Source organism: Methylobacterium sp. 142-1Y (assembly GCF_057747795.1).
The window spans coordinates 1,844,154-1,859,851 of record NZ_CM173224.1 but is presented as its reverse complement, the minus strand read 5'-3'; the positions used below and the strand labels follow the sequence as shown (position 1 = coordinate 1,859,851).

General features: G+C 71.3%; 11 protein-coding genes. 6 read left to right on the top strand and 5 right to left on the bottom strand.

What is annotated here, in order from left to right; translation table 11 throughout:
* The first annotated feature begins 13 nt into the window (after positions 1–13).
* From AC3AOF_RS08540 to AC3AOF_RS08530, 3 genes are all read left to right on the top strand, one after another.
* Complete coding sequence (locus AC3AOF_RS08540) at positions 14–988, top strand: alpha/beta fold hydrolase (RefSeq protein WP_488348233.1); 975 nt, start codon at positions 14–16, stop codon at positions 986–988.
* Positions 989–1,165: 177 nt separating this feature from the next.
* Positions 1,166–4,237 carry a glycosyltransferase gene (locus tag AC3AOF_RS08535; RefSeq protein WP_488348232.1) on the top strand — a complete coding sequence of 1,024 codons (3,072 nt, stop codon included), beginning with the start codon at positions 1,166–1,168 and terminating at the stop codon, positions 4,235–4,237.
* Positions 4,238–4,379: 142 nt separating this feature from the next.
* Positions 4,380–5,461, top strand: a protein-coding gene (locus AC3AOF_RS08530) for an IS630 family transposase (RefSeq protein ID WP_488348231.1) whose coding sequence is annotated in 2 segments (ribosomal slippage) — positions 4,380–4,866 and positions 4,866–5,461 — 1,083 coding nt in all. Because the reading frame shifts where the segments join, the coding sequence is not laid out codon by codon here.
* Positions 5,462–5,721: 260 nt separating this feature from the next.
* On the opposite strand, the gene AC3AOF_RS08525 is transcribed toward AC3AOF_RS08530, so the two are convergent.
* The 3 genes from AC3AOF_RS08525 to AC3AOF_RS08515 form a co-directional block, all read right to left on the bottom strand.
* Complete coding sequence (locus AC3AOF_RS08525; RefSeq protein ID WP_236991132.1) at positions 5,722–6,948, bottom strand: DUF1501 domain-containing protein; 1,227 nt, start codon at positions 6,946–6,948, stop codon at positions 5,722–5,724.
* Between the two features lie 5 nt (positions 6,949–6,953).
* Positions 6,954–8,321: a DUF1800 domain-containing protein gene (locus tag AC3AOF_RS08520; protein ID WP_488348230.1), complete on the bottom strand. Its 1,368-nt coding sequence runs from the start codon at positions 8,319–8,321 to the stop codon at positions 6,954–6,956.
* 427 nt (positions 8,322–8,748) lie between these two features.
* Entirely contained in the window at positions 8,749–10,185 is a 1,437-nt protein-coding gene (locus AC3AOF_RS08515) for a cobyric acid synthase (RefSeq protein ID WP_488348229.1), read from the bottom strand.
* A 203-nt stretch (positions 10,186–10,388) separates the two neighbouring features.
* Between AC3AOF_RS08515 and AC3AOF_RS08510 the strand changes: the two genes are divergently transcribed.
* Positions 10,389–11,303 (top strand): outer membrane protein, encoded by a 915-nt coding sequence (locus tag AC3AOF_RS08510; protein ID WP_236991135.1) that lies wholly within the window; start codon positions 10,389–10,391, stop codon positions 11,301–11,303.
* Between the two features lie 816 nt (positions 11,304–12,119).
* Here AC3AOF_RS08510 and AC3AOF_RS08505 read toward each other — a convergent pair.
* Positions 12,120–13,487 (bottom strand): PleD family two-component system response regulator, encoded by a 1,368-nt coding sequence (locus AC3AOF_RS08505; protein ID WP_236991136.1) that lies wholly within the window; start codon positions 13,485–13,487, stop codon positions 12,120–12,122.
* Positions 13,488–13,517: 30 nt separating this feature from the next.
* Complete coding sequence (locus AC3AOF_RS08500) at positions 13,518–13,898, bottom strand: response regulator (RefSeq protein ID WP_203156831.1); 381 nt, start codon at positions 13,896–13,898, stop codon at positions 13,518–13,520.
* Between the two features lie 137 nt (positions 13,899–14,035).
* Here AC3AOF_RS08500 and AC3AOF_RS08495 point away from each other — a divergent pair, with 137 nt between their 5' ends.
* Positions 14,036–14,356 (top strand): DUF3572 family protein, encoded by a 321-nt coding sequence (locus tag AC3AOF_RS08495; RefSeq protein WP_236991137.1) that lies wholly within the window; start codon positions 14,036–14,038, stop codon positions 14,354–14,356.
* Positions 14,353–15,690 carry a DNA polymerase IV gene (locus AC3AOF_RS08490; RefSeq protein ID WP_488348228.1) on the top strand — a complete coding sequence of 446 codons (1,338 nt, stop codon included), beginning with the start codon at positions 14,353–14,355 and terminating at the stop codon, positions 15,688–15,690. The genes AC3AOF_RS08495 and AC3AOF_RS08490 overlap by 4 nt, the downstream gene beginning before the upstream one ends.
* Positions 15,691–15,698 lie beyond the last annotated feature (8 nt).

The window sequence follows — 15,698 nt, the reverse complement described above, 5'->3', positions numbered from 1 at the left end:
CCGTTGTGCCAACATGCACTCACAACCCTACGTCCCCACGCGCTCTCACTCCCCCACCCTGTCCCCCGCCGCCGGCCTCGCCCTGGCGGGGGCCGCCCTGCTCGGGGCCAGCGCGGTCGAGAACGGGCGCCGCGCCCGCGCCGCCGAACGGGCGACGCCGCCGGTCGGCCGGTTCGTCGAGGTCGGCGGCACGCGGCTGCACGTGCTGGAGCGTGGGAGCGGGCCGGCCCTCGTGCTGCTGCACGGCAACGGCAGCCTGATCCAGGACTGGCTCGTCAGCGGCCTCCTCGACGGGGCGGCGCGGACGCACCGGGTGATCGCGTTCGACCGGCCGGGCTTCGGCTACAGCGACCGGCCCCGCAGCCGGATCTGGACGCCGGCGATGCAGGCCGGGCTGATCCGCGGCGCCCTCCACAGCCTCGGGGTGGAGGAGGCCGTCGTGCTCGGCCATTCCTGGGGGGCGCAGGTGGCGATCGCGCTGGCGCTCCAGGACCCGGCCCGGGTGCGGGCCCTGATCCTCGAATCCGGCTACTACTTCCCCAGCCCCCGCATCGATTCCCTGCTCTTCGTCCCGCAGGGGCTGCCGGGCCTCGGCGACCTCATCAGCCACACGGTCGCCCCGGTTGCGAGCCGCCTCCTCTGGCCGCGCATCCTGGCCCGCCTGTTCGGGCCGAGCCCGGTGCCGGGGCGGTTCACCCGCGACTTCCCGGCCGAGATGGTCCTGCGTCCCTCGCAGCTGCGCAGCGCCGCGGCGGAATCGGCCTTGATGGTGCCGGACGCCTTCGCGCTCCGGCCGCATTACGCGAGCCTGCGGATGCCGGTGACGATCCTGTCCGGCACCGGCGACCGCCTGCTCTCCCATGCCGACCAGGCGGTGGCCCTGCACCGGGAGATCCCCGGCAGCCGCCTCGTGGCTGTGGAGGATGCGGGCCACATGCTGCACCACATCGCCCCCGACCAGGTGCTCGATGCCGTCACCGGCACGTGAACGAGCCCTTGCACGAGAGACCCTCGCACACCCCCTTGAAACCGGACGGCGCCAAACGACTTGACCGTCGTATGACGCGGCGGCAAGTCGCGGACGGCTCCGGTCTCGGCTAGGAGGAGACTCGATCTCCGCCGGCCGCGTGCCGGCGTCTCCCTCCTGTGTGCGGGTTCTTGCGACGTGACGATCCTGAAACGCGCGCGGCGTATCGCCGAGACGGGGCGCCAGTGGTTCGTGCCGCCCCCCGGCCCGGTCGCCTGGGGCCGGCTCTACAATTGCGGAATCCTGGTCGCCCTGAACCCGGAGGCCGATCCGGACGCGGTCGGGCTCACCCTGGCGCAGTCCGGCGAGCGCGAGCACGACCTGCCGATCGAGCGCCGCTTCACGGAAGGCGGCACCGCCTACCTGCATGCCGCCCTCGATCCGGCCCTGCTCGCCGCGCCCGCGACCCTGCGGTTCACCGTGACCGAGCCGGGCCGGGCCGACCAGCAGCGGGTCGCCGTCGGGCCCGGGCGCCACACTCTCCATCTCGACGGCGTCGTCGGCGGCGTGCTCGCCGGCTGGGTCTCGTCGCTCTCCGCCGATCCGCTCCCGCCCGTTCACCTCGTCGTCGACGGCGTGGAGGGGGAGCCGGTCCGGCCCGGGATCTACCGGCCGGAGCTGCGCTTCGGCGGCCGCGAGGGCGGCTGGAACGGCTTCCGCCTCGTCCTGCCACCTTGGGCCCTCGACGGGCAGCCGCACACGATCGCGGTGCGGGCCGGCGACACCGTGGAGAGCGTCGGCGCCTACGCGCCGCGGCTGCGGTCGAGCCTCTACGTCGAGGCGCCGAACCGCGTCACCGGCTGGGTGTTCGACGAGGCCGGACCCGACCGGCCGAGCCTCGTGCGGGCGGTCCGCAACGGCGAGGAGGTGGCGCAGGTGGAGACCCATCCGCGGGCCGACCTGCTGGACCTGTTCGGCCGCCACTCCGCCGCCTTCGCCTTCCCGCCCGGGGCGCTCAAGCCGGGCACCGACATCGCGGTCGGCCCCATCGGCGCGGGCGAAGTGATCGGTCACCTGCGCGGCACGATCGAGCTCGCCCGGGCCGAGGCGCGGGCGCTGCTCCTGCCGGGTGCGCCGTCGACGACGCTCAAGGAGCGCCGCGCGTTGCGCGATCGCCTGGTGGCCGCGGTGCGACCCGGCGGCGGGGCACGCCTCGCCCTCGCCGCGCCGGCCGTGCCGGAGGTCTGGCCCGAGACCGGCCGCACGCCGCCCCCGGCCTGTGCGATCGTGCCGGTCTATAACGGGCTTTCCGACCTCAAGGCCTGCCTCGCCTCGCTGCTGCCGCAGCTCGCGCCTCAGCGGATGCGGGCGCTGGTGATCGACGATGCCTCGCCCGATGCGCACGTCACCCGGTACCTCGACGACCTTGCGGCGGCCCAGCATCCCGGCCTGACGGTCCTGCGCAACCGGGAGAATCTCGGCTTCATCGGCACGGTGAATGGCGGCCTCGCGCTCCTGGAGCCGGGCGAGGATTGCATCCTCGTCAATGCCGATACGGTGCTGGCGCCCCGCGCGCTGGAGAAACTGGCACGGGCCTGCCACCGCGCGCCCGGCATCGCCAGCGCCACCCCGCTCTCGAACAACGCCACGATCCTGGGCTTCCCGGGCATGCCGGAGGCGCAAGGCCCGCTGCTGGGCCTCGGGCCCGACGCGATCGACGCGGCCCTCGAGGCGGCGTCACCCCAGCCGGTCGTCATCCCGACGGGGGTCGGCTTCTGCCTCTACATGAACCGGCAGGCCCTCGACGAGGTCGGCGGTCTCTCGCCCGAATGGGGCCGAGGCTATTGCGAGGAGGTCGATTGGTGCCTCACGGCCCGCGACCTCGGCTGGATCCACGTCGCCGCCACCGATACCTATGTCGAGCACGAGGGCTCGGTCTCGTTCGGCAAGGGGGAGCGGCTCGCGATCCTGGAGCGCAACCACGCCCGGCTCGTCGCGCTCTATCCGGAATACCAGGACGAGGTCGACGGCTTCATCGCCGCCGACCCGCTCCAGCCCCTGCGGCTCGCCGTGCTCGGGTCCCTGCTCGCCGCGCGCATCCGGCGGCTGACCCTGCATGTCGGCCACGGGTTGGGGGGCGGCGCGACGCGCTACATCGACCAGGTCCGCGGTCTCGCCCGGGCGAAGGACCACGAGATCGGCCACCTGGCGCCGATGGGCAAGTATCTCGCCCTCACCCTCGATGCGGCCGGCGCCTCCGTAACCCTGAGGCCGAACGACCTGTTTGGCCTCCTCGACGCCATGGAGGCGGCCGGCATCGCCATCGACCTCCACCTCAATGCGCGTTTCGGCTACGATTCGGGCGTGCTCGACCGGCTGCTCTCCGGCCGGTGGCCCTACGCGGTCACGCTGCACGACTTCCAATGGTACTGCCCGAAGGTGCACCTGGTCGACGGGCGCGATTTTTACTGCGAGGAGCCGCCGCCGGATGTCTGTCGCCACTGCACCGTGCGCGGCGTCGGTTACGATTACGCCGACCAGAATGCCCTGATGGGCGGCGGCCTCGACGGCTGGTTGGCGACGAACGAGCGCATCCTGCGCGGGGCACGGTGCCTGGTGGCGCCTTCCCGCGACACCGCCGAGCGCTACGCGCGCCGCCTCGGCCTGTCCGGCATCGCGATGGTGCCGCATCCCGAGGCGGCCTCCCCCGCCCCCGCGCGGCCGCGCCGGGCGCGCGGGGGCACGGTGCGGGTCGCCCTCGTCGGCGGGATCGGCACGCACAAGGGGTTCGAGCTGTTGGTGGCGCTCGCCGAGCGCGCGGCGCGGGAGCGCCGGCCGATCGCCTTCACGGTGATCGGCAACGTCGCCGACCGGAAGCGGGTGGAGGATCTCCCCAACCTCACCGTGACCGGCGCCTACCGGCCGGAAGAGCTGCCGCAGCTCCTGGCCGAAGCCGATCCGGACTACGTCTTCCTGTCGAGCGTCTGGCCCGAGACCTATTCCTACGTCCTGTCGGAGGTCTGGGCCGCGGGCTACCCGGTCGTTGCCCTCGATATCGGCGCGCCGGCCGAGCGCATCCGGGCGGAGGGCGGCGGGCTCCTGCTCCCGTTCACCCGCGACACCGCGTTCCTGCTCGATGCATTGGTGGCCGCCCGCGGCCAGCTGGCGGAGGTGGCGATCCCGAGCCTGCCCGCGGCGGCGCCGAGCCTCGCGGAGTATCAGGCGGCGATCGAGGGGGCGGCCGGAACGGAGATCGGGCAGGCTGTTTGACAAATTGCTCGCCTGGATCAGCCGACCTCATTCCCCTGGCGACCTCATCCTGAGGTGTCATACCAACGGCCGGTGAGGCTGACTCGGCGTGTTGCGCGCGGGTTCCAGTTCTGATTCGGTTCACGGATCAGGAGAGCGTGCCATGACCGGGATCGCCATCACCCGCACGGATCTGAGCGCTGAGGCGTTGCGCGCAGCATCGTCCAAGGCGCCGAGCATTCCGGCGGCGCGTCGCATGCTGGCGCTCGCGCTGGTGCTGGAGGGTGCCGATCGCACCACGGCGGCGCGCTCCTGCGGCATGGACCGCCAGACCCTGCGCGATTGGGTCCACCGCTACAACGCCGAGGGGCTTGAAGGTCTGAGCGACCGCAAGGCGCCAGGCCGGGCCGCCAAGCTGACGCCCAACCAGAAGCAGCAGTTGGCCGCGCTGGTCGAGGCGGGGCCGGACGTCGACACCGATGGCGTGGTGCGCTGGCGCCGGGTCGACCTTCAGGCGCGGATCAAGGATCTGTTCGGGGTCGAGATGCACGAGCGCACCGTTGGCAAGCACCTGGCGGAGCTTGGCTTCGTGCGGCTTTCGGTGCGCCCGCAGCATCCCAAGGCCGACGAGGAGATCCAGGAAGCATTTAAAAAAACTTCGCCGCGCGCGTGGCAGAGGCCCTGCCCGAACCCGTCCGCGCCAAGCCGCTCGAGATCTGGTTTCAGGACGAGGCGCGCGTCGGCCAGCAGGGCACGCTGACGCGGGTCTGGGCGCGCAAGGGCACGCGCCCGCGGGCGCCCCGCGACCAACGCTACAAGTGGGCGTACGTGTTCGGCGCGGCCTGCCCGGCGCGCGCGACCAGCGCGGCCTTGGTGCTGCCGACGGTCAACACCGCGATGATGTCGCTGCACTTGGCCGAGATCAGCAAGCAGGTGGCCGAGGGCGCACACGCGATCCTGGTGCTGGACGGGGCCGGCTATCACGGCACCGCCAAGACACGCCGACCGCGTGGCCTGGCGGTGCCGGACAACATCACGCTGTTGCATCTGCCGGCGTCCTCGCCGGAGCTGAACCCGATGGAACTGGTCTGGCAATACGTGCGCCAGAACAAGCTCGCCAATCGGGTGTTCCGTGACTACAGGCAGATCGTCGAGGCTTGCTGCGACGCCTGGAACTTCTTCGTCAACAACCCGGACCTCGTGACCTCAATCACAGCGCGCGACTGGGCGAAGGTCAAAGTTTAGGGCCGTTGGTATCATACGGAATCCGGAAGATCACTTCCGGATTCCGTATCATCAGCCCGCGCGGCGCCTGAGCGAAGCCGATTTCCGCATCGCGAAGCGATCAATCGGAAAGCGTATCAGTCGATCAGAGATCGACTGACCTCGAAGGAGGGCTCCATTTTGCTCGGCGACTTCTGGAGCCCTCCTTCGAGGCTCCCTTACGGTCGCACCTCAGGATGAGGTCGCGGGCGGGACAGGAAACACAGCTCGGCGCGCCGACCCTACACCACCAACCCACCCACCGGCCGCAACGCCTCCGTCCCCGGGAAGACGCTGCGCCCGAGCACCATCGGCGACAGGCCGAACAGGTCGGCGGCCAGGCCCTTGGCGATTGCCCGCACGTCGGTGGTGGGCGCGAGGTCGCGGCCGTCGCGGAGCTGGGCGGGGCCGAGGCCCGGCCAGTCCGCCAGCACCCGGCCGCCGCGCACCGCGCCGCCGAGGAGGAACGCCACCGTGCCGGTGCCGTGATCGGTGCCGATGGTGCCGTTGACCCGGGCGGTGCGGCCGAACTCGGTGACGACCAGGATCGCGGTGTCGGACCACCGCGGCGCCAAAATCTCGGAGAAGGCCGAGAACACGGCGTCGAGCCCGCCGAGCAGCCCGGCGAGGCGGCCGGTGGCGCCGCCCTCGTCGGCGTGGGTGTCCCAGCCGTCGAGGGCGAGCGCCGCGATGCGCGGGCCGTCATCGGCGGCGATCAGCCGGGCCGCCCCCTCGGCGAGGCCGCGCAAGCCCCCGCTGCCCTTCGGCCCGCTCTTGGGGTCACCCTTGGGCTCGCCCTTGGCCAGGGCATCGACGTCGAGGCCGCGGGCAAGCGAGGCGGCGAGTGCGGGGTCGTGCGCTTCATAGAGGCCGAGTACGCGCCGGCCGAGCTCGTCGCTCGCCCGCGGCAGGCGCGGCGGCGCCCAGCCGAGGACCGGGGCGGGCCCGCGCAGGATCAGCGGCGGCGTCACCCCGACGCCGAGCGCCGTGCGGGGCGGGATGCCCTCCCCCGCCGGCAGGGCGGCGACGAGGCGGTTGAGCCAGCCGCTCGCGGTGTGGCCGGGGCCGGGCTGGCCGGTCTCGAGCACGTCCTGCCCGTCGAAATGCGAGCGCTCGCGGTAGGCGGTGGCGGCGGCATGCACCACCATCGCCTGGCGGGCGGCGTAGAGCCGCGCGAAGGTCGGCAGCGCCGGATGCAGGGCGAAGAAACCGTCGAGGGGAAGCGCCGCGGCGGGCCCGTCGCGGGTCAGCGCGATCCCGGGCCGCAGATCCGCATAGGCCGGGTCGCCGAGGGGCGCCACCGCCGAGAGCCCGTCGAGGGCGCCGCGCAGGATCACCACGACGAGGCGGGCATCCCGGGCACCGGGCGCCGCGTAGGCGGTGCGGGGCACGGCGCTCCAGGCGAAAAGCGCGCCCGCGGTGCCGAGGATCGCCCGGCGGCTGGGATGGAACTCGCAGACTTCATCCATGGGGATCACCGTCGCTGGAATTCGGGGGCCATCAGGACGAGGGCGACGCCCTGCGCCCGGCTCTCGGCCCGGCGGAGCGCAGTGCGGGTCTCGTCGGTGGCGAGCGGGCCGAGCACCGCCTCGGCGAGCCCGGTCGGGTCGGTGCCGGGAGCGAGCTGGCCGATCCGGGCGGCGAGGTCGAGCCGCGCCCGCAAGCCCTCCGGCGAGGCCCAGGTTCCGGCATCGTCGGGATAGCCGTTCGGGGCCGGGGCGGACCAGAACGGCTGCCCCAAGGCCGAAAGCGCGCCCATCGCCAGCCGGGGATCCGGCGCGAGGGACAGCCCGCGCATCGCCGCGATCATGAATTCCTGCGGCGAGCGGATCTTGCGCTGCACCGGCTCCCAGGCCTCCGGCGCCTCGATCAGTGCCAGCGCCACCCGCGACAGGTCGCCGTCCTGGTCGAGGAACGTCTGTGCGAGGCGGGCCACCAGCGCGGGGGGCGGATCGTCGGCGACGAAGTGGCGGGCAAGCCGCGCGGCGACGTGGCGGGCGGTCGCCGGATGCGCCGCCAGGTCGTCGAGGGCCATGCGCAATTGCTCGGGCCCGACATCGAGATAGGTGCGTCCGAGCAGCGTCACGGCGCCCGGCTCGTGGGCGCCGCGCCGGAAGGCGGTGGCGCCCGGCAGGCCCTCGGCATTGCCGTCGCGGTGCAGCGACCAGCCGGTGAGGATGCGGGCGAGCGCCGTCACGTCGTCCTGGCCGTAGCCTCCATCGACACCCAGGGTGTGCAATTCGAGGAGTTCGCGGCCGAGATTCTCGTTGAGGCCCTTCTTCTGGCGCTGGCCGGCGGGCGAATTGGGCCCGATCGACGCGATGTTATCGAGATAGATCAGCATCGCCGGATGGGTTGCGGCAGCGAGCAGGAGGTCGCGAAAGCGCCCCAGCACGTGCGGGCGGATCGCCTCGCGCTCGAAGGCGCCGGCGCTGACCCGCAATTGCGGCCCCCGCACCACCGAGACGGTGAAGTGGTTGGCCCAGAACCAGACCAGACGCTCGACGAAGCCGGCCGGCGCGTCCCGCGCCAAAGCGAGTCGGGCCGCCACCTCGGCCTGGTAGGTGCGCTCCTGGATCGACGGCGCCGGCGGCCCCTCCGGCATCGGCGCGTCCGGGTGGCCCGCCCGGGCGAGCTTGCGCGCCTGCTCCTCGGCGTGGAGGGCGGACAGCAAGGTCGACGCGGAAGCCAGGTCCGGCCCGGCCGGCAGGGGCACGGTGCCGGCCAGGATCTCGCGGCGCAAGATCTCCTCGACCGGCTCCGCCCTCGCCAGGTCGCCCGGCCTGGCGCCGAGCCCGAACCGCCCGAGGGCGAGCGCCGTCCGACGCGGATCGACCGCCATGCCCGTGCCCTCCCGTTTCGTCAGGCGTGATGACGCGCCCGGCTGGCTGAACCGATGCTGAGTGCAGGATGACGATTTCGTAAGGTTGTTTCTGGGGGGAAACGTTTGATTTGTTTGACTGATACGCAATCCGGAAGATCACTTCCGGATTGCGTATCACCAGCCCGCGCGGCGCGTGAGCGAAGCCGATTTCCGCATCGCGAAGCGATCAATCGGAAATCGTATGATGTCATGCCCTGCCCCACCCGCGGCCTCATCCTGAGGTGTTAGTCGGTTGAAAATCGACTGACCTCGAAGGAGGGCTCCAGGAATCGCAGCGGCATCTGGAGCCCTCCTTCGAGGCTCGCTTCACTCGCACCTCAGGATGAGGTCGCGGATGGGATAGAAAAACCCCGCGCGATGGCACTCTCGCAACTCAATTGAGCTCTCAGCTCGCCAATTCGAGCAGCCGGTCGCAATCGACATGGGCTTCGAGGTGGTCCGCAAGCCGATCGAGCACGCGCTCGACCACCGCCTCGTAGGCTTCCGGCCCCGGCGCGGCGCCGAGGCGGGACAACCACAGGGCGCGCTGGCCCTCGTCGGAAAAAAGCCCGTGCACGTAGGTGCCGTAGACGAGCCCGTCGGCCGAGACCGCGCCGTCGGAGCGGCCATCGGCGAGGCGCAGCAGGGGCCGGGCGCAGTCGGGTCCGTCGGTCTCGCCGACATGCATCTCGTAGCCGGTGAACGGCGTCTCCTCCGGCAGGCTGACCCCGCTCGCCGCCGCCAGCCGCTTCTCGGCGGTGAGCACCGTCTCGACGTCGAGGAGCCCCAAGCCCGCCACCGTGCCGGGCGGCCCCTCGATGCCCTGAGGATCGCTCAACGTCGTGCCGAGCATCTGGTAGCCGCCGCACAGACCCAGCACCCGCCCGCCGCGGCGGCGATGAGCCAGGATGTCGATGTCCCAGCCCTGCGACCGCAGGAAGGCGAGGTCGGGGATGGTGGTCTTCGAGCCCGGCAACAGCACGAGGTCGGCCTCGGCCGGGATCGGCCGGCCGGGCTCGACCAGCACCACGCTCACCCCGGGCTCGGCCCGCAGGGGATCGAGATCGTCGAAATTGGCGATGCGGGGCAGGACCGGCACCGCCACCACCTTGCCCCCCGGCCGCTCGGCGCCGCGCAAGCCCAAGATATCCTCCGCCGGCAGCCGGGCGGCCTGCGGGAAGTGCGGGATCAGCCCCAGAGCCTCCCAGCCGGTGCGGGCGGCGATCAGGCTCATGCCGTCCGCAAAGAGCGAGGGGTCGCCGCGGAAGCGGTTGACCAGGAAGCCGCGCACCATCGCGGCATCCTCCGGGTCGATGACGGCCCTGGTGCCGACGAGGCTCGCGATCACCCCGCCGCGGTCGATGTCGCCGAGGAGCACCACCGGCGTGCCGGTGGCGCGGGCGAACCCCATATTGGCGATGTCGCCCCGGCGCAGGTTCACCTCGGAGGCCGAGCCCGCGCCCTCGACCAGGACCAGGTCGGATTCCGCCCGCAGGCGCCCGAAGCTCTCGACCACGGAGGTCAGCAGCCGCGGCTTCCAGTCCTGATACTCCCGCGCCCGGACCGTGCCGACCATCCGCCCCTGCACCACCACCTGCGAGCCGATCTCGCTCTGGGGCTTCAGCAGCACCGGGTTCATGTGCACGGAGGGCGGCACGCCCGCCGCCCGGGCCTGGAGCGCCTGGGCGCGGCCGATCTCGCCGCCATCGGCGGTGACGGCGGCGTTGTTCGACATGTTCTGCGGCTTGAACGGCCGCACCCGCAGGCCGCGCCGCGCGAAGGCCCGGGCGAGCCCGGCGACGATCAGCGACTTGCCGACATCCGACCCGGTACCCTGGATCATCAGGGCCTTCGCATTCTCTCGTGCGGGCAAATCGCCTGCGGACATGGCTCCTCGGGGGTTGCCGGCCGGCCCGTGCGGCAGCGCACGGAAAAAATTCAGAAACCCGCCCGGTCAACCGCCAGGTGTGGCGCGCAGGTCATAGGCGTCCGGCCACGCCTAAGCTAGCCTGCGGCCACAATTTCGCTCAACCGGGGCGTACTCCAGTGCTCAAGAAGTTCATGCTCGCCGGCGCCGCCACGTCGCTCCTCGCCGGAGCGGCCTCGGCCGCGGACCTGCCGCGCCGCGTCGCCCCGCCGCCGGTCTTCACCGCGGTGCCGGTTTTCACCTGGACCGGCTTCTACGCCGGCCTGCACACCGACTACACCTTCACCGACCGCCAGCGCATCACCACGATCGGCAACGACGTCGCGCCGACCAACACGATCGGCAACGTCGCGACCCTGCGTCGCCCGCCGGCCGTGCGCAACGAGCAGGACGGGCTGGCCAATATCGGCGGCGGCTTCGGCTACAACTACCAGTTCACGCCGGGCTCGGGCTTCGTGGTCGGCGTCCAGGCCGACTGGGCCTGGACCGACCTCCACAAGAACACCTTCTATCTCGGCCCGCAGCTCGCCGCGAATAACGGCTTCTCCGACCCGAGCGCCTTCCGTCAGGAGCTGTCCTGGCTCGGCACCGTCGTCGGCCGCGCCGGCTACGCCTTCGACCGCGTCTTCGTCTACGGCATGGGCGGCTTCGCCTATGGCGGCGTCGATTATCGCGCCAACTTCTACACCACGGCCGGTGCGAACCCGCCGCTGGCCCTGGCCTATGCCGGCCGCTACAACGACATCGCGACCGGCTACGCCTATGGCGGCGGCATCGAGTACGCCCTGCCCACCGACTCGTTCCTGGCCCGCTACAGCCTGCTCGGCCTGCTCGGCATCCAGTCCCAGGCCGTGACGATCAAGGCCGAGTACCTGCATTACGACCTCGGCAGCCGCAACGTGCTCGTCAACAACACCGCGCTGGCGGTGAATGGCGGCCTCGGTGCCCAGCCGCGCGGCTCCTACACCTCGCGCTTTCACACCGAGGGCAACCTGGTCCGCGCCGGATTCAGCTACAAGTTCAACGGCCTCTGATCGCCCGATCGGCTGAGCCGCATCGGCGGGCCTGAAAAGGCCCGCCCCTCTCGACGGCCGTGGGGCACATCGCCCGGCGGCCGTTTTTGCCTTTGCCGAGAGTGTCGAACGACCTCGGAGGCTGTGTGAGCTGACAGATGCCAACGGTCGTTGAGAACGACCTTTGGTTCCGTTCTCGAATTTTCGCCAAGCCCGAGGTCCCGGACTTCTGGGCTTGGTGTCGAAAATTCGAGATGGGTCGACGGCCCCGTCGATCTCGGCCTTGCCCGAGATCGAATCGATGCATCAGCATCTTGGGCCGTTGGTATGACGGAAACTAAACCCGCGATGTCATCCCGGGGCCGCGCAGCTGAACCCGGCATCCATAACCGCTGACGATGCAGGACGAAGCGGAATGGTTTCCGCTGTTTTCGTCCACTTTCGTCCACGTCAGCGTTTGTGGATCCCGGGTTCTCGACTTCGTCGAGCCCCGGGATGACGGCGAGAGATGTGGGTGTTTGTGCCAGATTGATCGACGCAGCCGCTCAAACAGGCTTTCAGGATGAGGTCGAAGGCAGTCGAGCCCCTGGGCCGGCAGACTTCAGGCGCTCTCGTGTGCCGTCCCGAGTTCAAGGCTTGGCGACGATCCGAGGACGGAACCGACGGCCGTTTCCAATGACCGTCGATATCGGGGCCTGTTCGACTGGCCGACCCGGTCGATCCAGCGCGAACGTCGACATCCCTCCCCGTCATCGCGAAGCCCGAGGCATCCGGAAAACCGGGATGAGGATGCCGCGTGTCGAGACGGTCGATCGGGCGCGCCTTCGCGCCCGCCCCTCACGCCGCGGCCGCGGCCACCACCCGGTTCCGGCCGTCCTGCTTGGCCCGGTAGAGCGCGAGGTCGGCGCGCTTGAGGATCAGGCTCGGATCGCCGTCCTCGGGCTGGCGGGCGGCGACGCCGATCGAGACCGTGACGTCGATGGCGCAGGTGCCGCGCTGGACCTGGAACGCCGCCGCCTCGATCCGTTCGCGGATGCGCTCGGCGACCTGGCGGGCGGCGTCGAGCCCGGTATCGGGCACCACCACCACGACCTCCTCGCCGCCGTAGCGCGCCACCACGTCGATGCCGCGGGTCTGGGCGCGGATGCGGGTGGCGAATTCCCTCAACACCTCGTCGCCGGCATCGTGGCCGAAACGGTCGTTGATCGACTTGAAGCGGTCGATGTCGAGGATCAGCAGGGCCACCGGCCGACCCTGCAAGGACGGCTCGGAGAACAGCCCGGCGAGGTAGCTGTCGAGGTAGCGCCGGTTGTGCAGGCCGGTGAGCCCGTCGGTGACGGCGAGGTCCATCGAGGCCTGGACCGATTCGCGCAAGGAATGCGAGAAGCGCTTGCGCTTCACCTGGGTCCGCACGCGCGCGACCAGCTCGTTGCGGTCGATCGGGCGGACGAGGTAATCGTGCACGCCGAGATCGAGGCCGCGCATGATGCGGGCCCGGTCGTGCGGATCGGCCATCATCACCACCGGCACGGTGCGGGTGCGGTCGAGCGAGCGCAGCTGGCTGCACAGGCGCAGGCCGTCATGATCCTGCAGGTCCAGGCTCACCAGCACCACGTCGTAATCGCCGGTCTTGACCCGATCCAGGGCCTCCTGGGGCGAGGCGACCGCCTCGACGCAATGGTACTGGCCGAGCGCCGCGATCAGCCGCTCGGCGGAGGAGCGGCGGTCCTCGACAACCAGCACGTTGGCATTGTGCCCGGTCTCGGCGGTGGCGGCCGCCAGCGGATCGCCGACCCGCGACGACATGGCGCGGCTGCGCAACTCGTCGGTTACCGCCTTCAGGCGCACCAGGCTGCGCACCCGGGCCATCAGGGCGGTGTCGTCGATGGGCTTGGTCAAAAAATCGTCGGCGCCGGCATCGAGCCCGCGCAGGCGGTCGCTCGGCTGGTCGAGGGCGGTCACCATCACCACCGGCAGGTGGGCCATGGTCGGCGTCGACTTGATCCGGCGGCAGACCTCGAACCCGTCCATGCCCGGCATCATCACGTCGAGCAGCACGATGTCGCACAGGCCCTTCTCGCACACCGCCAGCGCGTCGGGCCCGTTCATCGCCGAGACGACGTCGAAATACTCGACGGTCAATTTCGTCTCGAGCAACTTGATGTTCGGAAAGAGGTCGTCGACGATGAGAACACGTGCCGACATGGGACGATCAGGCCTCTCGCAAGCTCTGGATCAGCTCTGGCGTTCGTCGCCGACATAGGTGCGGACCGTCGCGAGGAACTTCGCGACCGAGATGGGCTTCGACAGGTAGGCCTCGCAGCCGCCCTCGCGGATGCGCTCCTCGTCCCCCTTCATGGCGAAGGCCGTGATGGCAATCACCGGGATGGCCTTGAGCTCGTCATCCTCCTTGAGCCATTTCGTCACCTCGAGGCCCGACACCTCGGGGAGCTGAATGTCCATCAGGATCAGGTCCGGCCGGTGCCGGCGCGCCAGCTCGATCGCCTCGATCCCGTTGGCCGTCTTGAGGGTCGCGTAGCCGTGAGCCTCCAACAGGTCGTTGAAGAGCTTCATGTTCAGCTCGTTATCCTCGACGATGAGCACCGTCTTCGTCATGGCTCACTGTCTCCGGCGCCCCGGCGGCCCGCGTCACACCCCGGCAGAAAAACCGGACCCGCAACACTGTTAAGCGGCACATGTTGATGAAACGCAAATTCGAAGGATTGGCCAGGGGGGGCGATCCCCGTGGCGGAGTGCTGAGCGAATCCGCCGCGGCGGCCTTGGGCGGCCGCGTCTTCGCCTACGTCACCGGCGAGCCCGGCCGATTGCTCCGGTTCATGGAGAATTCCGGTCTCTCGCCGGATGCGCTGCGGCAGGCGGCCGACAGCCCCGATCTCGTGGCCGGCCTCCTCGACCACGTGGTGGCGGACGAGGAGTTGCTGCTCGCCTGCGCCGCGGCGCTGGAGGTGCCGCCCGAGCGGATCACCCAGGCCTGGCGCCGCCTCGGCCCGCCGGATGTCCACGACGATGCCGACAGGGATTCGAGGGAGGATCCTGGCGAGTTCGGGGCGTGAGCGGACAGCCGCTCTGCCGCGATTGCGGGGCGCGCCCGCCGGCCCAGGCCCCCCGCTGCCGGGCCTGCGGCTCGCCGCGCCTGCTCGTCCATCCGGAGCGCGACGCGCTCGCCATCGCCCACATCGATTGCGACGCGTTCTACGCCGCGGTCGAGAAGCGCGACGACCCCGCCTTGCGCGACCGGCCGCTGATCATCGGCGGGGGTCGGCGCGGCGTGGTCGCGACCGCCTGCTACATCGCCCGTATCCGCGGCGTGCATTCGGCGATGCCGATGTTCCGCGCCCTCGAAGCCTGCCCGGACGCGGTCGTGCTGCGGCCCGACATGGAGAAATACGCCCGGGTCGGGCGCCAGGTGCGGGCGATGATGCAGGACCTGACGCCGCTGGTCGAGCCGGTCTCGATCGACGAGGCCTTCCTCGACCTCTCGGGCACCGAGAGGCTGCACGGGGCCTCGCCGGCCGTAACGCTGGCGGGGTTCGCCCGCCGGGTCGAGGCGGAGGTCGGCATCACCGTGTCGGTCGGGCTCGCGCCCAACAAGTTCCTGGCCAAGATTGCCTCGGACCTCGAGAAGCCGCGCGGCTTCTCGATCATCGGCCGGGCGGAAGCCGAGGCGTTCCTCGCGCCGCGGCCGGTGCGGATCCTGCCCGGCATCGGCCAGGCCGCGGCCGAGCGCCTCGCGTCGCTCGGCATCCAGCGGATCGGCGAGATCGGCCGGGTGGCGCCGGAGCGGCTGCACGCCGCACTCGGGCGCGACGCCGCCCGCCTCCTGGCGCTCGCCCGCGGCGAGGACCGGCGCCCGGTGCAGCCGCGGCGGGAGACCAAGAGCGTCTCGGGCGAGACCACCTTCGCGGAGGATCTGCGCGCCTTCGAGGCCCTGCGGCCGGTCTTGTGGCAGCTCTGCGAGAAGGTCGCGCGGCGCCTGAAGCGGGCGGACCTCGCCGCCGGCAGCGTCACCCTGAAGCTGAAGGACCGGGAGTTTCGCCTGCGCACCCGCACCCGCTCGGGGCTCGCCCCGACGCAGGTCGCCGAGCGGCTGTTCCGCCCGGCCGAGGCGCTGTTGCGCGAATCCTGCGACGGCACCGCCTACCGGCTGATCGGGATCGGGGCCGGCGACCTCTGCGCCGCCGCCCATGCCGACCGGGGCGACCTCGCCGACGTCTCGGCGGTCCGCGAGGCGAGCCGGGCCGCCGCGATCGATGCCCTGCGCGACCGCTTCGGCGCGGCGGCGGTGCAGCGCGGCCTCGGCTTCGCGCCGCAGGCCAAGGAGCCTGGCAAGGCGCCGAGCCGGGATCGCGCGACGAGTACGACGCCGCCCGAGCGGGAGCCGCGCTGACCGTCCCG